The organism is Photorhabdus namnaonensis, assembly GCF_001684335.1.
GTDB lineage: Bacteria > Pseudomonadota > Gammaproteobacteria > Enterobacterales > Enterobacteriaceae > Photorhabdus > Photorhabdus namnaonensis.
The window spans coordinates 142,713-163,066 of sequence record NZ_LOIC01000044.1; the positions used below are offsets into that span (position 1 = coordinate 142,713).

Sequence of the window (20,354 nt, forward strand, 5' to 3'; positions counted from 1 at the left end):
AGTGTCGCGGATTACTTACCTTTGTACCGTCTGATTTAATTGCATAATGACTCAGCCCTACATCAAGCCCCGTGATATTGGTTATCAATGCTGACTTTGCTGGCACTTCTACTCCATCATCACAGAGTAACGACGCATAGTATTTCCCTGTCGCGCTGCGACTCAACGTGATGCTTTTCAACGTACCCGTAATATCACGGTGCAACCGGGCTGCAATCGGCGAGGCTTTCGGGATTTTGATTGCACCGTCAAGCACTTTCACTCCAACGCAATGATAGCTGGATTGTTTTCCATGCTTACGCTTAAATGTTGGGAAACGTGCTTTCAGTTTCGGATTGAAAAAGTTGGAAAAAGCCACATCAAGATTGATTATCGCCTGCTGTAGCGCGATAGAATCATACTCTTTGAGCCATGAATACTGACGGGATTTCTTCGCTACAGCCAATAAAGGCTTCAGATCTTTACGGGGGCTTAAACTTATACCGTGCCGCCGATAAGCCTGTTTTTTGATGTGCAAAGCCTTGTTGTACGCAAAACGAACAGCGCCGAACTGGGCATTGAGAAATTCTGCCTGTTCAGGTGTCGGGTAGATGCGTACTTTTGTGGCTCTTAACATCGTTAGCGCTCATTGATATAATGTATATATTTTAACAGGTTAATGGAATATATCAATTGAGTAATCACGACGATTGACGGGAAGGATCCCTCCGAAAACGGCATAGCGTCAGCAAACTTGTTGTGCATCTGATTTTTACGACAAAATACCGTCGAAGATTGTTTGACGGACGAATGATAGAGCAGTTGCGGGATGCTTTTGTTTCTGCTGCTGAAAAACTCGAAGGTGAAATTATTGAGATGGACGGAGAACCAGACCATGTCCATCTGCTGATTGCCTATCCTCCAAAACTGGTTGTCAGTGTTATGGTCAACAATCTGAAATCGGTATCATCGCGTCTGCTGCGCCAGCAAAATACGCACCTGAGGATGCAAAGTAAGACAGGGCTTCTATGGTCACGATCATATTTTGTTTGTCGTACCGGAGAGGCGACGATTGAAACGCTCAGAGCTTATGTTCAGAGTCAGTCAACGCCTGATTGATCTTTAAAGCCCTACGGGCTTTCGCCTTATATCCCCGCCCGCACTGAGGGTGTCGCAAAAGGCCGGCATTGACAATAAATCCACAGAGATTTATTGCCTGTTATTGGGACTGACAACCCATGACAGGCTAAAAATAACCCATAATATCAGGGCAACGGCCCTTGATAAGTTATACGCTATGTATCGGATTGAACATGGTATAGCCTTCGGGGAATATCAACTGATGCCACTTGAGTATACGTTCAAGGGTTAAATCGGAGTGGCTATTTTCTATCACATCAAGAGCAACCTCTGTAATGCCGTCACTCTTCTCTATGATTGGATAAGGTTTTTCTTCCGTAATACCTAATCTGTTTGCCAATGATGAACGTATCGAAGCTGCATTCAGTCTTTCCCCTTCAATTTCACTTGAATAGAGTATGCTAGATAGAAGGCTATCAAGCGTTGCCTGCTTGGTGTCTTCATAATCAGATTTGCCTAATAGCAATCCTTGGTTGAAGTGCACATCTCGCAGTAATGGTGCAATAGTATCGACATTCCAATGAAATGCAGGCCAGTTCGGTTGTTCCCATATCCACATTTGCGTCACCCATGAGTCAAATAACTGCTCTATTCTACTCACAAAATGAGGCGAATAGTGATTTTATTTGACTCATTCTGGTTTTTTCGCCTGGTATCTTTGCCAACATTGGGTGAGTTTTTACCAATCATAATCACTTGTGATTGAGTGGTGAGAGAAAGTCACTGTACAGTTTTGATACTTGGTGATTAGTTTAGTAAAGCGAATGGTTATATTCATTGCTTACCAAATATAAAGAAAGCTTATCTCTTCAAAAGCAATGCAATGGTTTATAAAAATGAAAATACACGGCAATAACTGCCGTGAAAAATAGATATTATAAACCACAAAAAAATCTGCTAGTTTATGATCTATTGAATATCCGGCAATAACCGCCGCAAATTATGGATTTCATAAACTATGTTAAATTCTGAAGCACGTCAACGACTTAAAGAATTACTTCCTGTTGGTATGTTGGCTACCAAACAATGGCTCATTGCTCAAGGGCTTAAACTTCATTTTGTAGACAATACTGTGCGTAGTAAAACACTTATCCCTCTTGCTACTGGAGTGTTTAGTCAATTCAGTTGCCACCTAAACTGGCAAGGTGTTGTTGCTTCATTGCAGCGTATGTCTGAAACACCTATTCACCTCGGTGGGCTGACTGCTCTGGAGATAGCCGGGTTAGCTCACTACGTCACCCGCTCTCATATCCGAACAGTTCACTTGTATTCTAGTGAGCCGTTACCTCGCTGGCTGACCAGAGTACCTTTAGATGTGTATTTTAAAGGGCACCGGACCCAAGCGTTATGGCCGGAAAATCTGATAGCTGACTCAACTTGGCTTAGGCAGGAGCAATGGCGGGAGGGAATGCCTGCATTCCAATTCTCTTGCCCGGAAAGGGCTATCTTCGAAGTTTTGGTGGATGTACCCAAAGCTGTCAGCTTTGAACATGCCGAACAACTGATGCAGGGATTATACAATTTGTCACCGCGCAAACTTGATGCTTTGCTTCTGGCCTGTTCCAGTATTAAGGTAAAGCGGCTTTTTCTTTGGTTAGCAGAAAGGCATCAGCACGCTTGGTTTAAGAAGTTGGAGCCTCAAAAGTACAACCTAGGGTCTGGCAAACGCGTCATTGCTACCGAAGGGCGATTGGATAATACCTGGCTCATCACGGTGCCCAAGGATATGTAGGGAGAGGCTATGGATCGTAACAGTATTTATTACCGATAAGTTCAGTTGTTACTGCAACTACTGCCTTTTGTTGCTGAACAGGAGTGTTTTGCTTTGAAAGGAGGTACGGCTATCAATTTGTTTGTTCGCAACTTGCCTCGGTTGTCGGTTGATATTGATCTAGTATTTTTACCGATGCTGCAACGTGCAGAAGCTTTAACGGCGATCAAAGCTGCTCTGAGTAAGATAGCGGTTGCCATTCGAGCTGCTATGGCAGACGCGGAAATTATCGAATCTTTCCGGGATAAAGACGATGCTTTGCGGTTGATTGTAGGAAGATCAGGCGTTCAAATAAAAATTGAGTTGTCACCGGTCTTGCGTGGTACTGTGTTTGAACCGAAGGTAATGACAGTCTGCAAGGTTGTGGAAGATGAGTTTGGCTACGCTGAAATCCAAATCGTTTCCCATGCTGATCTCTATGCCGGAAAAATCTGCGCTGCACTGGATAGGCAACATCCTAGAGATTTGTTCGATATGAAATGGTTGCTGGATAACGAGGGCCTTACTGATGATCTTCGCAAGGCTCTGATAGTCTACATGGTTAGCCATAGCCGTCCTATCGCCGAATTGCTTAGGCCCATTTTCAAGGACATTGCTGGTGTCTATCATGGTGAGTTTCTGAATATGGCAGAACAGCACGTCGAATTGGCCGAACTGGAAGCGACGCGAGGAAGCTTGGTTGAGTTGATTAACGACTCTTTAACCGAACAGGAGCGTACTTTTCTGTTATCCTTTAAAAACCGAACGCCAGACTGGTCATTGCTGGGACTAGAAAGTGTTGAGCAACTGCCTGCCATCCTCTGGAAACAGAGGAATTTGGCGAAGATGGGGACGGATAAACATACTAAAGCGTATCAAAATCTGCGTCATGTACTTGGCGTAGATTAGATTGTGGTAACACTATAGTTGAAGGTTACCTCAACGGCATGCAAAACCCATGTCTACTGGTGGAGCGGTGTTGTATCAAATTACGAAAACTGTTTTATCAGAAAAGGATTGCCCCTGAAGAGGGGCCATTGGTTAATGCTAAATCGTTTTCGTGCCAAATATGAAAGCATTATGACTATATTGGTAAGGGAAATGCTTTTGGTAAGGCGAATAGTCGTATTCATTGTTTACCAAGTACAAAGAAAGTCCGTCCCTTCAAAAGCAATACAACGGCTTATAAAAATACACGGCAATAATTGCCGTAAATTACAGATTTTATAAACCGTGTTAAATACTGAATTATGTCAATGGTTCCATATTGGCGTCACCTGTGAATCAAATAAGGCTCTATTCTACTCACAAAATGAGGCGAATAGTGATTTTATTTGACTCATTCTGGGTTTTTCGCCTGGTATTTTGTTAGCGTGGGGTGAAATCACCAATATCGGGAAATAATGAAGTCTCTGTGTGCTTGTTCTTTAGCGATCAGAATAAGCGTCAAGCGTGAGAATTGCTTAATTAAAGATGACCGTTAATGGTTAATGACGATATAACTATTTAATTTGTTTTATACCCTATGGATTTCAAGATGCATCGCGACGGCAAGGGAGTGAATCCCCGGGAGCATAGCAAACTATGTGACCGAGGTGAACGAGTGCAGCCAAAAAATACTCCCACTAGTCCAATTGCCTGTCAAAATATTGCTGAAATGATGCCTCTAAATTATACTAATAGTTATTAATAGATATTAAAAACACTGGAGGAATGACTATGCCAACAAGTGTAGCACTAAGCCCTTATTTTGAAGCATTTATCCGTAATCAGATTGATAGCGGTCGTTATAACAATACAAGCGAAGTCATTCGCGCCGGTCTTCGTGCGTTAGAAGAGCGAGAGCAGCAAGTAAAAGTTGAATCACTCAAAAGCGCTATAATGGCTGGCATCCAAAGCGGTGAAAGTAGAGATGCGGGAGATGTTTTTGACCGCCTCACGCAAAAATACAAGAACATGGCCGAAGGTAGTCAGGGTAAATGAAACTGAGTATTTCGCCTCTGGCAGAACACGACCTTGAAGAAATCGGCGATTGGATTGCACAAGATAATCCTGTAAGAGCGCTCAGCTTTACCAAAGAGTTATACCAGCAATGCTTGTTATTAGCGGAAGCTCCCGCAATTTATAGGGAAAGGCCTGAGCTCGGGAAAGGGGTCAGAAGCAGCGCTTATGGTCGCTATGTCGTTTTCTTTCAGATTATTGATACAGAAGTCCGTATAGAACGGATACTGCACGGTTCTCGGGATATAGTCGGTATTTTTAATCAACCGGATGACTTGTAGATCGACAACGTATATACCCTATGGATTTCAAGATGCATCGCGACGGCAAGGGAGTGAATCCCCGGGAGCATAGCAAACTATGTGACCGGGGTGAACGAGTGCAGCCAACAAAGAGGCAACTTGAAAGATGACGGGTATAATTTATCAAATCCTACCAATCACAAATGCCGAGTAATAAACCCGTTAGAAACTAATTCAGTACGGTTAGTGACTTTGGTTTTGGCAAAGATATTACGCAGGTGGGTTTTGACGGTAGACAGGGAAATATTAAGTATCTGTGCAATACGTTTGTTACTTGATCCTTCTCTTATCAAATTAATAATTTCTTGCTCTTTAGCTGTCAAAGTAGTCGGGGTTTCAGGAAGCAAATCTCTGACGGCTAATTCAATTAATGGCAGAATAGCGCTGAGGCGATTAAAGTCTTTTGGTATAAATGGGGTATCTCGTAATAAAGAGACGCCGGCAATAATTCTGTTGTGTTGACGGATAAATATTTCGGCAATGTCCTGTATGTTATTTGGCTGCATAAATTCATGGTAATACTTATTATGTTTAGTCAGTGTTTTCTGATCCATGCCAACCATATTAATATTATTTTGTTGATAATTAGCCGGTTTTAATGGATCTAAATGTTGAAAATGAGCCAGATAATTTTGGTGAGTTTCGTCTGAAATACCGTACAGGATGTAGTTTTCGGGGCGTAATTCATTATTCACCAGATAGAATGCCGCGGCTGAGATAGGAACCAGATGGGAAATCGTATTTAAGCAACTGTAGATTAAAGCATTTTCACGGCTATTCGGTGGTACAGTAGACAAGAAAGTTCTCCCTTTAGAATAATATCTAATTGGATAAATCAATACTGAAAATTAATCAAATGTTAATTAAAATGCGCAATTAACACAAAATAAACATATTAATAACGTGATACAGATTGCAATAAATGAAATTTCTTAACGTGATGATCACCGGCTAAGAACAGGTGTTTTGGTATATATCTGAAATAATTTCTTAATGTATTAACTAAGCGATTTTGTTTTTATTAGTTGATATTTAAGTGATTATTTTTGCTTTTTTCTGTTTTCTGGTATTTTTCGTTACATCTTTTCAGTGATTAATCCCTCTTTAGGTATCGTTCTTTAGGACGATGGTCGGTATTCCTCTTCACTTTCTATAGTGTATTTATCCTCAATAAAGTTTACAAAAAATTCACAAATGAATCGCCGTGAGCATTATTTTTACGACTAGAAGTTAAGAGGGAAGATAAATGAATATGTCAACACGACTGACTTCGCATATTGAAAAGAGAGTGGTGGGGTTTCCTACCGCACTGGCAAGTTCTGTCGGGGTGATTATGGCAAGCCCGGTTATTCTGACTGTGACCAGTGGTTTTGGGATTGGTGGTGATACTTTCGTACTGGCAATGCTGATCAGTTTTATCATGATGCAGGCCCAAGTGACGACATTTGCCGAGGCGGCGGCTATTTTACCTACCTCCGGCTCTGTCTATGATTATATCTCTTGTGGTATGGGGCGATTCTGGGCGATTACCGGTGCGCTTTCGGCTTATTTAATTGTCCATATTTTTGCGGGTACAGCAGAAACGATCCTCTCCGGTATCATGGCATTAGTGAATTTTGACAGCCTAAATACGATGGTGGAAAGTCATAACGCTTCATGGATGGTCGGCGTTGGGTTAGTGATTATGTTCGGCTTACTTAATGCGTTGGGTATTGAAGCGTTTGGTAAAGTCGAAATTGTGCTGACATTCTGCATGTGGAGTACTTTGGTTATTTTCAGTATTTGCGGATTATTAATGCCGTTTGCTGTGCCGCTGGAGAGTTGGTTTGGTGAAGGGCTTAATCTGAGCGATCCCTTGGCGGTACTGAGCTTGGTAGGTATGGCGATGTTTATGTTTGTCGGCTGTGAGTTGGTGACGCCAATGGCGCCTGAAATTAAAAATTCTGCCAAAGTTCTTCCACGAGCAATGATAACCGGCCTGTGTGGGGTGGCTTTATGTATGGGGCTATATGGCGCGTCAATCAGCCATCAGGTAGAAAATGTGCTGGTGGATGTGGAAAATAACGTTCGCTTGCTGGAAACGCCAATGGCAATTCCCGCTTTTGCCGGTCAGGTGATGGGGGATTTTGGTAAATATTGGATTGGTATTGGGCTATTACTGGCGGGAGCGGCAACGATTAATACCCTGATGGCGGCGGTGCCGCGTATTCTCTATGGTATGGCATTGGATGGCGCATTACCGCGTATTTTTGCTTATCTACATCCACGTTTTAAAACGCCAATATTTGGGATTTTGGTTGCGGTAATGATCCCCTGTTTACATACCTTTATTATTCAAGGTGATTTGAACCGGATTATGCCTTTGGTATTAGCCGCTGTATGTGCCTGGTGCGTCGCTTATTTGCTGGTGACATGTTCTGTGATATTGCTGCGTATCCGCAGACCTGATTTACATCGTGCTTATAAATCACCCTTTTTCCCATTACCTCAAATTGTCTCTAGTGTAGGCATTATTTTGGCGATCATTAACATCACGCCTCCGGGAATGAATCCCGGTGATGTGTATATTCCATTCGCCATCATATTGGGTCTGACCGCTAGCTATGCCTTGTTTTGGACTCTCTGTGTACAACGGGTGAATCCGTTTAAACCCGTACCCGTTGAGCAGGTACTTTCGCATACTTTTACTAAGGGTGAATTGCGGGAGGTGCGACTTGAGCCACTTCGCTCCCTTGATTAATGGTATTTGGCGGCGGTTGAATAAACCCCGCTATCCTACTGGCTATCAGGCAGGTATAACGCTAAACCGGTTGGAACAGAATTTGTCGCCTTACTGTTGTGAGCGTTTATCAGCAGAAAGTTTGCAAGTGACGTTGCCTGATGGATTGCAGATTGAAGTTTGTGAAAAGCCGAAAGCGTTGTTTCTGGCCTATATTGTCAGTTGTTGTTTTCGTTTACAGGGAATCACTTCACTCAAGGAAAAAATCGTTATTAGAGCCAAAGTGAAAGGAATATTTCGGCGAAAGAGTGTGATTTATTACTGTTGTCATGGTGCGGAATATGGACAGCCAATTATTGATTTACTCAATCAGCATCCATTAATTGGTGAAACGTTGGCAGAATTGGATTTCCGGGATCTGATATTGAATATTCATCAAGGGAAATGGCAACTTGAAGTGGAGCATTTTGCCGCTTCCGAGGTTGTCAGCCGATTACCGGCTAGCCGTCGTTATTTGCGTTTGACTGTTGAACAGCGCCATTTGTTACTCAGTACATTGTTGATGTTTAGCCAATTCATGGGAAAGATCTAATATTTTCGCCTGCTATACTGTAAACTCTACCAAAATAAAAGGGTTTGGAATTTTATTTCCAACTCTTTCGATCAAACCGAAAATGCGTCCCGGGCTCTTATTTACAGGGGGAGTTGTTTCACTCATGTTTTTTCCTTTGTGTTTGCTGTCGTTATTATTTTTTAATTATGTAAATGACTGAATACTGGTCTGCCTGTTATAGGCAAGCCAGTATTTATCGGAGCAAAGTTACTTCAAAGGTGATGGTTTAACATCGGGTGGAATGGGGCTCTGATAGGGATTTTTATCCCTCTGGTGTTTGAACTCTGATTGAACTTCTGATAGCAGAGCCGGGTCTGTTAATAATTCAAGCGCGGTAGCGGCCATAATTTTCCCGGCAAGACACATCCCTTTGTGAGCAATGGATGAACGTCCTTGTGCGACTAGTTGCCAAGTATGCAGTGGTGTGCCAAAGGCAAAGCAGGGGCTGAAACATTGGGCGGTTGGTGTTACCCAGCTAACATCTCCAACATCGGTAGAGGCATATATTAACTCCTGCGATTCTATATAAGGCAAGACTTCATCTGTCAGTGCTTTTTCCCCTTGTCGCTCACTCCAGCGTTTACCCTCTTCACCCGCTATCTGAGTTGCATTGAATTTGACATTGCGTAAATCATCTTTTGTCAGTGTTTGATGGATTTTTTCGGCAAATTGGCGTTCTTCATCAGTGTATTCAGAAATACCAAAAGCTTGAACATATTGATACATCGCTCTTTCCATCGTGCGGTTAGGAACATAATTTGAACACGCTGTGTTAAAGCGAATATTCAATTGCGTACCGGTCATTAAGGCGGCACCTTTAGCGATATCAATAACTCGTTGATAAATATCTTGAGCCTGATCCCGTTGCGGAGCGCGAACAAGGTATAAAACTTCGGCATCAGCCTGTACAACGTTAGGTGACATACCGGTCCTTAATCGGTTGGTGGTTAAGATAGAGTAGTAGGAAGGTAAATCGTATACTTATGCATCGAATTAAGATAGAGATCACAGATACTCGAATAAATTTAATGAAATCTTTTATCGAATTATTGTTGTTCAATCTATACTGGATAAGTAGAAAAAATAATAGATAGAAGAATTAAATGGCAATGCCCGGCAACAGGGTAGGGAATTGTCATGCCTTTGAAAATCGATTTACCTAGAATTAATTCTATTTCGGAGGAAATTGTTAATGTCTAAGACCGGTGAGGAATATATTGAAAGTTTGCGTGATGGAAGAACCATTTTTCTGAATGGAGAAAAGATCACTAATCATGTGGATCACCCTGCTTTTCGGAATGCAATTAGGACTGTCGCTTCACTTTATGATTATCAGGCAGAACACGCTGATCGGATGACGTTCGAAACTCCTGGGGGTAAGCGTGTTGGTTTATATTGGGAACTTCCTACTACCCGAGAGAAATTAATTGCCAGAGGTGAGGCGGCGTATGCTTGGGCAAGGCAGAGTTGTGGTTGGTTAGGTAGAAGCCCAGATCATGTTTCTGCTGCCTTTACTGGAATGATGACTCATTTGGAAGTATTTGAGGAATATTCTAAGGATAGGGCAGAGGCGTTAAAAAATTACTATTCATATGCCCGTGATAAAGATATTTATTTGGCTTTCACATTAATCAATCCACAAGGTGATCGATCTAAAACGCCCAGTGAACATGTAAAAAACGTATTTCATACTCTCGGTGTATTGGAAGAAAAACCGCAAGGCATCATTGTTCGTGGAGCAAAGATGTTAGGAACAGCGGCTGTCCTTGCAGAAGAAGTTGTTGTTGGTGTGTTCAATCCACTCAAAGAGGGCGTTGATGATAAATATGCGGTGTCTTTTGCATTACCGTTGAATACAAAGGGAATAAAAATTCTTTCCAGAAAATCTTATGAAATAGGCAGCAATAAATTTGATTCCCCTTTAGCCCATCAATTTGACGAAAATGATGCGGTAATTTATTTCGACGATGTTTTTGTTCCGTGGGAAAGAGTATTTGTTTATAAAAATACGGAGATGTGTCGCCAGCAATTTCTGGCAACTGGCGCTGACGTTTTAATGGATGTTCAGGGTATGGCTCGGTATGCCGTTAAATTACATTTCTTAACGGGTTTGGCTCATCAACTTACCGAAGCTACCGGCGTTAATGAATTTCCGGCTGTTCGTGAATCGTTAGCCGAGCTTGCTTGTTATGCTACTAATATTGAAGGGCTGTTTCGTGGTTTGATCCACAATCCTGATCGGCATAATGAATATTATATTCCCAATCGATCACAACTGTATGCTTGCCAGGTTTTATTGCAGTCAACTTATCCAAAGGTGATAGAAAGCATCAGAAAACTCTCAGGTGGTGGTGTGATTATGTTACCGTCAAATTATATTGATTTAGCAAATCCAGAAATTCGTGATTTAATAGAAAAAACACAATATTCAACTTTACTGGCCCCCATTGAACGAGTGAAATTATTGAAGTTAGTGTGGGATGCGATCGGTTCTGAATTTGCATCACGTCATACTCAATATGAAATGTTCTATTCAGGCGCGCCTTTTATTGCTCTGTCTCGTGTTTATGAAAAATATGATTGGGATTTTGCTAAAAGTATGAGCCGAGGGATTTTAGATTCTATGGATGTGAGTTAAATTCTGTATTTAATTCAGATGCAGCTAACTCGTTTTATTTTTATAAAATTTGACGATGCGGGATAGATTATATCCCGTATTATTTGTTACTTAATCTTTTGAAAGATAGGATGGTTCGACTAATATCATATCAAGATATTGAATTATTTATGTATCCATCCATAAATTATTTCGTCTTGTTAAAGAATTATTTTAATGAAAGTTAACACACAATTTATGCTATTAATAATAGTAATTGTTCTTATTATCAAATAAGAACTTAGTGCATGATTTGCCGTGTTAGAAAATTGGATACTAATAATTAACAATCAAGAAGAGAGAAAAATGAAAATAAACATAATGATATGTGCTCTTATGGCTTCCTTTAATGTCTTTGCTTCTCCGTGTCACCAAATAAAATTTCAGCAAGATCAGCAAGCAATAACCGGGAATTTTAATTCTCAGGGGAGATCGTGTATTGAATTTAAAATTCAGGCTGAACATTATGTAAAGGGATCGGCATTGGGTATGCAAAAATTGGTGGTGCAGAAGGGTAATCAACAACATATTCGCACGCTTTTTACTGATGGCCCGGTGGATGCCCGTCAGTCAATTGGATTTACCGTTCCTCAGGCAGGAAAATATCGGTTGTCAGCCAAGGGCAAGGCGGGAGAACCGTGGCAGCTTACGTTGTCATTTCCACCTTATATTCCCAAGGATGATGATGATGGACAGCTACCAGAGAGCCCGCGTCTGAAACAACTCCAAACTGAAGTCGCACAAGGAAAAGGTACTCATGCCTTCTGGCGGGAAATAACCCGCAAGGGTGCGCCGTTGATTGAAGATTATGATGATAAGCATAAGCGAGTCACTTTCTTGTGGCGTGGAGCAAAAGCGAATGTCTTTATTTTTGGTGCACCGAGTGGTGATCATGATCCAATGTCACATTTGGCGGGTACTGATGTTTGGTTTCGTAGCTATATCGTTCCGTCAGATACCTTGATGCAATATAAATTGGCGCCGGATTTGCCGCGGGTTGAAGGCACGGCTGACGAACAGCGTAGGTCGATTTTGGTAACGGCGCAGGCCGATCCATTAAATAAAAATGTAGTGCCGACTTTATCCGAAGATGTGTTTAACCATGATTCATTGCTGGCATTAAGGCCAACCTTATGTGATATCGCACAATTCAAACAATCGCCTTTTCAGGGAGCGACTAAACTTCATCAGCTTGAGAGTAAGATTCTGGGTAATAGTCGAGAAATTGCGATTTATCAACCGGTTACTCCGATGAAACAGCCTGCTATGTTGGTGCTGTTTGATGGGAAGATTTACCGTAAGCAGTACTATATTGATAGATTTTTCGATTCCCTGATTGAACAGGGCGAGATTCCACCTATGTATGTGGTGTTTATTGATAGCCTAGATAGTGTACGTCGGGGTCAGGAATTGCCGCCCAATCCTAATTTTGCTGAATTTATGGCGAGTGAATTGATGCCGTGGCTGGCCGGTCAGGGTATTAAAGCTCCGGCGGAACGTACCATTATTTCAGGTTCCAGCTATGGTGGATTGGCATCTTCATGGGTAGCGTTTAATCATCCTGAGTTGTTTGGCAATGTTCTCAGTATGTCTGGTTCATATTGGTGGGCGCCGCAGGGAGAAAAGCCTGAATGGTTGATCCGCGAGTTTGCTAAAGCGGAGAAAAAACCGCTGCGTTTCTATTTACAAGCGGGATTGTTTGAAATTAATCGCGGGGAATTGGAGGGCATTTTATATAATAACCGTCGCCTGAAAGAGACGTTATTACAGAAAGGTTATCCAGTTGAATCCAGTGAAGTTTCTAGTGGTCATAACTATATTTCGTGGTGTGAAACCTTGTACCACGGAACCCGGTCGTTGGTAGCGAAATGGTGAATTAATTTATTTTCTTCACATAATTGTCACATAGCTTATTTAGTATCCCTTTATCAGATAACGATGATTTTTATTCCGATTACGTTTTAATAAGGAAACCTTAATGTCGAACAAGTATACGAAAAGTTTGGTTGCGGTTATGGTCTCAGCTTTAATTTCAGGTGTCAGCTTACCGGTGTTGGCGGCTGGTGATCAGAATGTCGATCAAATTATGGCGGAAGGTCGGGCAGTAAAAGGTAATATTACGGAATTTGGCGGTGCTCGCCGTATGACTCAAAACCAGACTGAGGCATTAAAAGCAGCGATAAATAACCATAAAGCTAAGAACGTTATTCTGTTTATTGGTGATGGTATGGGGGATTCTGAGATCACTATTGCCCGTAACTATGCGGAAGGCGCGGGTGGATTTTTCAAAGGGATTGATGCTTTGCCATTTACCGGCCAATACACTCACTATTCTCTGGATAAAAAGAGTCGTAAACCCAACTATGCGACTGATTCAGCCGCTTCTGCCACAGCCTGGGCTTCTGGTGTAAAAACCTATAATGGCGCGTTAGGTGTTGATGTGTTTGGCAGAGATCACCAAACCCTGCTTGAGTTGGCAAAAGCGAATGGCAAAGCAACGGGTAACGTAACGACGGCTAGGATACAGGATGCAACGCCGGCAGCGCTTTATGCGCATGTCACTCACCGTGATTGCTATGGCCCGCAGGAGACGATAGAAAAATGCCCAACCAATGCGCTAGAAAATGGCGGGCGGGGTTCCATTACAGAGCAATTATTAGTGGCTCGTGCTGATGTCACATTAGGTGGAGGCGCTAAGATTTTTGCTCAGAAATCGGTTGCCGGTGCTGGCAAGGATAAAACGCTGGAACAGCAGGCACAGGAACAGGGTTATCAGTTGGTTAGGGATGCTAAGTCATTGGCATCCGTTACTGGAGCGAATCAGAAAAAACCGTTGTTGGGCTTGTTCCATGAAGACAATATGGACATTGCTTGGGAAGGACCTAAAGCCGTTTATCACGGTAATATTGATAATCCCCCAGTGACATGTAAAGTCAACTCGAAACGGAATCCTGATGTGCCGACGTTGGCACAGATGACGGAGAAAGCCATTGATCTGTTAAAAGAGAATAAAAAAGGTTTCTTCTTACAAGTGGAGAGCGCTTCTATTGATAAGCAGGATCACAAAGCTAATCCTTGTGGGCAGATTGGTGAAACTGTCGCATTGGATGAGGCGGTACAAGTTGGCTTGAAATATGCGCGTAAGCACGGTGATACATTAGTGATTGTCACCGCTGATCATGCTCACTCCAGCCAGATTATTGAAGCGCATATAAAATCTCCGGGGCTGACTCAGGCATTAATCACTAAAGATGGTTCGGTGATGGCGGTAAATTATGGTACTTCTGAGGGCAAGGAACAGGAACATACTGGCACTCAACTCCGGGTGGCTGCTTATGGTCCTCAGGCAGCCAATGTTGTGGGGCTGACTGACCAGACAGATCTGTTCTTCACGATACGCGATGCGATGCAGTTAAAGTAATTATTGTGCGTGGTTGAGAAATAAAGAGTTAAGGCCGGATAGCACATCCGGCCTTAATTTTTTTGTTCTTTTTAGCGAAATCCGCCGTAAACCCTCGCCCAATGCGAGGCTGTCGAGGAGCCAGTCTGAAAATGCGCTCTTGTCAGCCGCCGAGACACGGCGAATACCCCAAAATTCGAGAATCTCCTTCCGGTGCCGTGTTCCTGTTCGTCCCAGCCAGACGACTTATTGTGACTATTGCATGATGTGTAACATTGTCGTATGCTATTACACACCATGTAATACGGATAGGACGATGATTAAATCATTCAATCACAAAGGGTTGAAGTAACTTTTTGAAAAAGGGATTACTTCTGGTGTACCGGCGCAGGATGCCGAGAGGATTAACGACCGTTTACAGGCTATTGATGTGGCAAATGAAATAGGCGAGTTAAACCGTCAAATCTATAAACTTCACCCGTTGAAAGGAGATCGCGAAGGTTACTGGTCTATCACTGTCCGGGCTAACTGGCGCATTACTTTTCAGTTCATTAACGGTGATGCTTACATTTTGAATTATGAGGATTATCACTAATGAGACAGTTTAAAATTTCCCATCCTGGAGAGATTATAGCCAGAGATTTAAAGGACATGGGTGTTAGTGGTCGTCGCTTTGCACTCAATATTGGAGTAACGCCCGCTACGGTATCGCGCTTTCTTGCCGGTAAAACGGCGTTAACTCCATCACTGGCAATTCGTATTGCCGCAGCGCTGGGAAGTACGCCTGAGTTTTGGTTGCGTCTCCAGAGCGCTTATGACCTGCGTCAGTTGGAAAATCAAATCGATACGTCCGGGATCGTTTTATATGGCGAACAGGACGAAATGTCGCAGTCATCTCAAAGTATTAAGCAATAATAAATGCGGGGCTACGCTAGCCCTGTATTGATTTTGATCTGCCAGATTAGCAACTGCAACTGGCTTGTACTTCACACTTTTTTGTATATGATATTAGTAATCATTATCATTTGACTGGGTGCAAGTTATGATCAGAATTAAAGATAGAGAGAGATCGCTTTTCTGGCAGGGTATTACCAGCTTGTGGGGAATCGGTTTATCTAGCTTGGCTGGCATGCTATTCGTCATCGTCAATCCTGGAATTGAGCAGTTCAAAATTGGGATGGTATTAGCGATGTTGTTGACGCTATTTATGTTGTTAAACCAGAAGTCACGCCATTTTTTGTTGATACCATCAGGGTTTGCTGTGTTGTGTGCTTTATTGGCTGGAATGCACCGGTTTGGCTGCTTTTGATGTTTTATCGAAGGAAAAATGGATGAGAAGTGCGATTATAGAAAATGAACAGATTGGTGCGAAAGGAGGGACTTGAACCCTCACGTCCGTAAGGACACTAACACCTGAAGCTAGCGCGTCTACCAATTCCGCCACCCTCGCAGGTACTGTCATCTTATTTTTTGTCACCGAATTTAATCAGCGGTTGTCTGATTTGGTGCGAAGGGGGGGACTTGAACCCCCACGTCCGTAAGGACACTAACACCTGAAGCTAGCGCGTCTACCAATTCCGCCACCCTCGCAAATTCAGACACTATCAATCTATTGATTGATAGCATGGGGGCGAATTCTAGAGGTTTTTTAGCCTGCGTCAATCATTATTTATAAGCGTTGCATGGTTGCCGTAAAAATCGTCACCCTTCTATTATGTTGTTATCAAAAATAACCTGCCCTTGAATCAAGGACAGGCTGAGTCAATTAGAATTTTTTTGTTGCCTGATAAACCTTGAATTTCCCGGTCTGAGCAATGACTTCATGACTGCCGAAAGTTTTATCCAGTAAATCGGGATAAGGTAGGAAGGCATTGGCGACAATCCGCAATTTTCCTCCGGGTTTTAGGTGGTTGGGAGCTTGGCGGATCAGATCATCGGTTGCCAGTAAACTGGTTTTTAATCCTTCATGGAAAGGAGGATTAGAGATAATCCAGTTGAATTTATCTTCAATATTGGAATAAACGTTACTGACAACAACTTGGCCTTCCAGTTTATTGGCTTTTAAGGTCGCCTTACTGGAGGCAATAGCTGCTGCATTAACATCACTGAGAGTAAGTGCTAACTCAGGATTTTTCTTACCCAATACGGCTGCCAAAACACCCGCGCCACAGGCGATGTCCAGTAAATTGCCAGAGAGAGGTTTGTCAAAGGTAGAAAGCAATAAACGGCTGCCAACATCCAGTTCATCCTGGCTAAATACACCCGGCAACGTATTCACTATGACGTTTTCCACCTGATAACTGTTCCACCAGTTATCTTGTTCGAACTGTACTTCATGTTCTAACTGACCATAGAACAGGCTGCAACGACGAGCGCTGTCGATTTTTCGAAACGTTGCCATGCCTTCCATCAGTTTGTCTACACTACGTACTCCGCTACGGTTCTCTCCGACAATAAAAATATTGATACCTTTTGGCAAAATAGAGAACAGGCTGCGTAATTGAAAGCGAGCTTCCTGCTTACTTTTAGGCCAGTAGTAGATCAGGGTGTCACAACCCTGGGTAAACGCTTTTTCGGCTACCAGTCCAAACCAGGCATGATCACCTAGAGTGCGGATCAGTGATTGCCAGTGATGATATTGGTTAGTATGCACTCGTACACTGGCAGCATCAATTTGGGTTGCCAGTGTGTCCTGAATATCACCGGCGAAGAGCAGGTGATGAGAGCTAAGTTGCTCACGGTGACGCAAAATAACTTCACTGGCGGGGGTTAACGCAGACATTTGTCTATAAGCTCCTTTATGTTCTGTGTCCAAATATCAGGAAATAATAAATCTAACACCCAATATTGGCGCAGATCGTGGCCTCTGATAACATGTTACCGATTATTTTTTACAGCAGGTGGATAGATATGGTAACCCGGCGCGACAGGTTATTAGCTCAACTGGGGATTACCCAATGGACCTTACGTAACCCGACGGTTTTACAAGGTGAATTAGCTGTTCATTTACCTGATACCACCCGTCTGCTGATTATTACCAATGACCACATTGATTTAACTAATTCATTATTAATCGATATTTTCACCGCTATGGGGTTGGATAAATCCTCTGTTTACTGCATTACAGCAAATAATGTCGCAATGTTACCGGAACAGGTTAAGTGCCCATATTGGTTGTTAGGTGTGGATATTACACTATCATGGCCGGGAATTTCTTTGAGAAGCCCGGCATTAAATGATTTATATTGTGATGGACAGGCAAAACGTTCTCTCTGGCAACAAATTTTTCAACATGAACAACATTTCTCTATTAACTCCCGCTGATCTCCCGTCCGCTTTTCTGGTTGAGAAAGCCAGTCATGAGTTCCCGTGGAGTGAGAAAACATTTTTCAGTAATCAGGGTGAGCGGTATTTGAATTATAAAATAGCGATTAATGAACAACTTATTGGCTTTGCGATAACCCAAGTGATATTGGATGAAGCAACCCTGTTTAATATCGCTATTCATCCTGACTACCAAGGTAAGGGTTATGGTAAAGGGTTATTAGCGTATTTAATATCAATTCTGCCGGGTAAAGGGGTGAATACCTTATGGCTTGAAGTCAGACAATCGAATCATTCCGCGATTAGATTGTATGAACAATCAGGGTTTAACCAAGTCTCTGTGCGTAAGCGTTACTATCCTACCGCGACAGGTAAAGAAGATGCCATCATCATGGCGTTGCCGTTGTTTGCTTAAGTAAGCGCTATAAAATTGATTGATTGTTTATAACACCAATTTCAGCGAAAATGAGCGCCAATTTTTCATTCACCCACGGGTTTGGCAACTGTTTTCCTTGCGGGGAAGCGTCTTATGTTGAATACAAGCCCGTATATAAAGCAGAAGATTGTTATTGATGTCAAATTCCCCTTTTCAGCAGGAAGTCGCTAAACGGCGAACTTTTGCTATCATTTCTCACCCTGACGCAGGGAAAACGACGATTACTGAAAAAGTGTTGCTGTTTGGACAGGCGATTCAGAAAGCCGGTACAGTGAAAGGTCGTGGTTCAAACCAGCACGCGAAGTCTGACTGGATGGAAATGGAGAAACAGCGTGGTATTTCCATTACCACTTCTGTGATGCAGTTTCCTTATCAAGATTGTCTGGTTAACTTGTTGGATACGCCAGGGCATGAAGATTTCTCCGAAGATACTTATCGTACATTAACGGCGGTTGACTGTTGCTTGATGGTCATTGATGCCGCTAAAGGGGTTGAGGATCGGACACGTAAATTGATGGAAGTGACCCGTCTGCGCGATACCCCGATTCTAACATTCATGAACAAGCTTGACCGCGATATCCGTGATCCAATGGAACTGATGGATGAAGTGGAAAATGAGTTGAAGATCGCTTGTTCTCCGATTACCTGGCCGGTTGGGTGCGGTAAGTCTTTTAAAGGGGTTTATCACCTCTATCTTGATGAAACTTACCTGTATCAGACCGGAAAGGGGCACACGATTCAGGAAGTCCGCGCAATTAAGGGTCTGAATAATCCTGAACTGGATGCCGCGATTGGTGAAGATCTGGCTGAACAACTGCGTCAGGAACTGGAACTGGTGCAGGGGGCTTCCCATGAGTTTGATCATGATGCATTTTTGCAAGGTGAACTGACACCGGTATTTTTTGGTACTGCGCTAGGTAACTTCGGTGTTAATCACATGCTGGACGGTTTGGTGAAATGGGCGCCTGCGCCGATGCCGCGTCAGACAGATGTCCGAGAAGTCTCCGCACAGGAAGATAAATTTACCGGGTTTATCTTTAAGATCCAGGCCAATATGGACCCTAAACACCGTGACCGCGTGGCTTTCTTGCGTGTTGTATCGGGTAAATATGAAAAAGGCATGAAGCTGCATCAGGTAAGAATTAAGAAAGATGTGGTGATTTCTGATGCGCTGACATTTATGGCGGGTGATCGTTCTCATGTGGATCATGCCTACCCGGGAGATATTATCGGTTTGCATAACCACGGGACAATTCAGATCGGTGACACCTTTACACAAGGGGAAGATCTGAAATTTACCGGTATTCCTAACTTTGCGCCAGAATTGTTCCGTCGTATTCGCTTGCGTGATCCTCTGAGGCAGAAACAGCTCTTGAAAGGGTTGGTTCAATTATCTGAGGAAGGTGCCGTACAGGTATTCCGTCCGCTGGCAAACAACGATTTGATTGTGGGAGCCGTTGGTATTCTCCAGTTTGATGTCGTTGTTGCCCGTCTAAAAAGCGAATACAACGTTGAAGCTTTATATGAACCGGTAAACGTCTCAACGGCGCGTTGGGTTGAATGTCATGACGCTAAGAAGCTGGAAGAGTTTAAGCGTAAGAATGAGCAAAATCTGGCGCTCGATGGTGGTGACAACCTGACCTATATTGCTCCAACAATGGTTAACCTAAATCTGACGGGTGAACGTTATCCTGACGTCAATTTCCGCAAAACGCGGGAACATTAATATTTTTAAGGCTAACAATAAGTTAGCCTTTTTCTTTACAAAAATATATGTAACACAAGAATAATTTATAATTTAGTCGGGTAAGATCGGCCTTATTTTATAGCGCTTTGCTTTATTTTCCTGTTACTATTTCCTCGGTCTTTACTGTGTTGATGTGCTTATTTCCCGATTTAGCCTTTCAGCTATTGGGAGCGATAACCTGTTTTTAATTCTAATGTGGATTGTGATTCTTTGTGTAAAGAAGCATTAGTGTAAAGACGGTTTGAATGGCTTTATAGATTCAGAAATCTAACCGGCAATTAAGGAAG

19 protein-coding genes, 2 tRNA genes and 2 pseudogenes are annotated in these 20,354 nt (G+C 42.7%); 16 read left to right on the top strand and 7 right to left on the bottom strand.

The features are described 5' to 3' along the window. The coding region (locus Phpb_RS26710; RefSeq protein WP_240492473.1) for an RNA-guided endonuclease InsQ/TnpB family protein at nt 1-616 on the bottom strand (616 nt) is incomplete at its 3' end. Between the two features lie 56 nt (nt 617-672). On the opposite strand from Phpb_RS26710, the pseudogene tnpA reads away from it, so the two are divergent. Continuing rightward, a pseudogene (tnpA, locus tag Phpb_RS09035) lies at nt 673-1,098 on the top strand (IS200/IS605 family transposase). A 169-nt stretch (nt 1,099-1,267) separates the two neighbouring features. Here the strand turns inward: tnpA and Phpb_RS09040 are convergent. Further along, nucleotides 1,268-1,678, bottom strand: coding sequence for a DUF4172 domain-containing protein (locus Phpb_RS09040; RefSeq protein WP_240492475.1), 411 nt, complete (start codon nt 1,676-1,678; stop codon nt 1,268-1,270). 399 nt (nt 1,679-2,077) lie between these two features. Between Phpb_RS09040 and Phpb_RS09045 the strand changes: the two genes are divergently transcribed. From Phpb_RS09045 to Phpb_RS09060, 4 genes are all read left to right on the top strand, one after another. Then, nucleotides 2,078-2,851 (top strand): type IV toxin-antitoxin system AbiEi family antitoxin, encoded by a 774-nt coding sequence (locus Phpb_RS09045; protein WP_065390054.1) that lies wholly within the window; start codon nt 2,078-2,080, stop codon nt 2,849-2,851. Between the two features lie 45 nt (nt 2,852-2,896). Continuing rightward, nucleotides 2,897-3,778 carry a nucleotidyl transferase AbiEii/AbiGii toxin family protein gene (locus tag Phpb_RS09050; protein ID WP_240492476.1) on the top strand — a complete coding sequence of 294 codons (882 nt, stop codon included), beginning with the start codon at nt 2,897-2,899 and terminating at the stop codon, nt 3,776-3,778. A gap of 810 nt (nt 3,779-4,588) precedes the next feature. Beyond that, nucleotides 4,589-4,852, top strand: a complete 264-nt coding sequence (locus tag Phpb_RS09055) for a type II toxin-antitoxin system ParD family antitoxin (protein WP_040148927.1) — start codon at nt 4,589-4,591, stop codon at nt 4,850-4,852. Beyond that, a complete protein-coding gene (locus Phpb_RS09060) occupies nt 4,849-5,151 on the top strand; it encodes a type II toxin-antitoxin system RelE/ParE family toxin (RefSeq protein ID WP_065390055.1) in 303 nt (100 codons plus the stop codon). The genes Phpb_RS09055 and Phpb_RS09060 overlap by 4 nt, the downstream gene beginning before the upstream one ends. A gap of 158 nt (nt 5,152-5,309) precedes the next feature. On the opposite strand, the gene Phpb_RS09065 is transcribed toward Phpb_RS09060, so the two are convergent. Then, nucleotides 5,310-5,969, bottom strand: a complete 660-nt coding sequence (locus Phpb_RS09065; RefSeq protein WP_065390056.1) for a response regulator transcription factor — start codon at nt 5,967-5,969, stop codon at nt 5,310-5,312. Nucleotides 5,970-6,418: 449 nt separating this feature from the next. On the opposite strand from Phpb_RS09065, the gene Phpb_RS09070 reads away from it, so the two are divergent. Together Phpb_RS09070 and Phpb_RS09075 are read left to right on the top strand one after the other, a co-directional pair. Continuing rightward, complete coding sequence (locus tag Phpb_RS09070) at nt 6,419-7,912, top strand: APC family permease (RefSeq protein ID WP_065390057.1); 1,494 nt, start codon at nt 6,419-6,421, stop codon at nt 7,910-7,912. Next, nucleotides 7,887-8,483: a DUF3156 family protein gene (locus Phpb_RS09075; protein ID WP_065390058.1), complete on the top strand. Its 597-nt coding sequence runs from the start codon at nt 7,887-7,889 to the stop codon at nt 8,481-8,483. The genes Phpb_RS09070 and Phpb_RS09075 overlap by 26 nt, the downstream gene beginning before the upstream one ends. 228 nt (nt 8,484-8,711) lie before the next feature. Here Phpb_RS09075 and Phpb_RS09080 read toward each other — a convergent pair. After that, nucleotides 8,712-9,431, bottom strand: a pseudogene (locus tag Phpb_RS09080) (zinc-binding metallopeptidase family protein); the annotation flags it as partial. Nucleotides 9,432-9,696: 265 nt separating this feature from the next. Between Phpb_RS09080 and Phpb_RS09085 the strand changes: the two are divergent. The 6 genes from Phpb_RS09085 to Phpb_RS09110 all read left to right on the top strand — a co-directional run bounded on the left by Phpb_RS09085 (nt 9,697) and on the right by Phpb_RS09110 (nt 15,869). Then, nucleotides 9,697-11,142: a 4-hydroxyphenylacetate 3-hydroxylase family protein gene (locus Phpb_RS09085; protein WP_065390059.1), complete on the top strand. Its 1,446-nt coding sequence runs from the start codon at nt 9,697-9,699 to the stop codon at nt 11,140-11,142. A 354-nt stretch (nt 11,143-11,496) separates the two neighbouring features. Beyond that, entirely contained in the window at nt 11,497-13,035 is a 1,539-nt protein-coding gene (locus tag Phpb_RS09090; protein ID WP_240492482.1) for an esterase family protein, read from the top strand. 103 nt (nt 13,036-13,138) lie between these two features. Continuing rightward, nucleotides 13,139-14,581 carry an alkaline phosphatase gene (phoA, locus tag Phpb_RS09095; RefSeq protein ID WP_065390060.1) on the top strand — a complete coding sequence of 481 codons (1,443 nt, stop codon included), beginning with the start codon at nt 13,139-13,141 and terminating at the stop codon, nt 14,579-14,581. A gap of 346 nt (nt 14,582-14,927) precedes the next feature. Next, nucleotides 14,928-15,155 (top strand): type II toxin-antitoxin system RelE/ParE family toxin, encoded by a 228-nt coding sequence (locus Phpb_RS09100; protein ID WP_240492486.1) that lies wholly within the window; start codon nt 14,928-14,930, stop codon nt 15,153-15,155. After that, complete coding sequence (locus Phpb_RS09105) at nt 15,155-15,475, top strand: HigA family addiction module antitoxin (protein ID WP_065390061.1); 321 nt, start codon at nt 15,155-15,157, stop codon at nt 15,473-15,475. Before Phpb_RS09100 ends, Phpb_RS09105 begins: the two co-directional genes overlap by 1 nt. A 127-nt stretch (nt 15,476-15,602) precedes the next feature. Then, nucleotides 15,603-15,869 (top strand): DUF1435 family protein, encoded by a 267-nt coding sequence (locus tag Phpb_RS09110; protein ID WP_036811729.1) that lies wholly within the window; start codon nt 15,603-15,605, stop codon nt 15,867-15,869. Nucleotides 15,870-15,923: 54 nt separating this feature from the next. Here Phpb_RS09110 and Phpb_RS09115 read toward each other — a convergent pair. The 3 genes from Phpb_RS09115 to rsmC form a co-directional block, all read right to left on the bottom strand. Beyond that, nucleotides 15,924-16,010: transfer RNA gene (locus tag Phpb_RS09115), tRNA-Leu, on the bottom strand. A gap of 53 nt (nt 16,011-16,063) precedes the next feature. Beyond that, nucleotides 16,064-16,150, bottom strand: a tRNA-Leu gene (locus Phpb_RS09120). A 175-nt stretch (nt 16,151-16,325) separates the two neighbouring features. After that, nucleotides 16,326-17,342 (bottom strand): 16S rRNA (guanine(1207)-N(2))-methyltransferase RsmC, encoded by a 1,017-nt coding sequence (gene rsmC / locus Phpb_RS09125; RefSeq protein ID WP_065390062.1) that lies wholly within the window; start codon nt 17,340-17,342, stop codon nt 16,326-16,328. 128 nt (nt 17,343-17,470) lie between these two features. On the opposite strand from rsmC, the gene Phpb_RS09130 reads away from it, so the two are divergent. The 3 genes from Phpb_RS09130 (at nt 17,471) to prfC (ending at nt 20,046) form a co-directional block, all read left to right on the top strand. Continuing rightward, nucleotides 17,471-17,884: a DNA polymerase III subunit psi gene (locus Phpb_RS09130; RefSeq protein ID WP_065390063.1), complete on the top strand. Its 414-nt coding sequence runs from the start codon at nt 17,471-17,473 to the stop codon at nt 17,882-17,884. After that, nucleotides 17,853-18,299 (top strand): ribosomal protein S18-alanine N-acetyltransferase, encoded by a 447-nt coding sequence (rimI, locus tag Phpb_RS09135; protein ID WP_065390064.1) that lies wholly within the window; start codon nt 17,853-17,855, stop codon nt 18,297-18,299. Before Phpb_RS09130 ends, rimI begins: the two co-directional genes overlap by 32 nt. Nucleotides 18,300-18,456: 157 nt before the next feature. Further along, nucleotides 18,457-20,046: a peptide chain release factor 3 gene (gene prfC / locus Phpb_RS09140; protein WP_065390065.1), complete on the top strand. Its 1,590-nt coding sequence runs from the start codon at nt 18,457-18,459 to the stop codon at nt 20,044-20,046. The last annotated feature ends 308 nt before the right edge of the window (nt 20,047-20,354 follow it).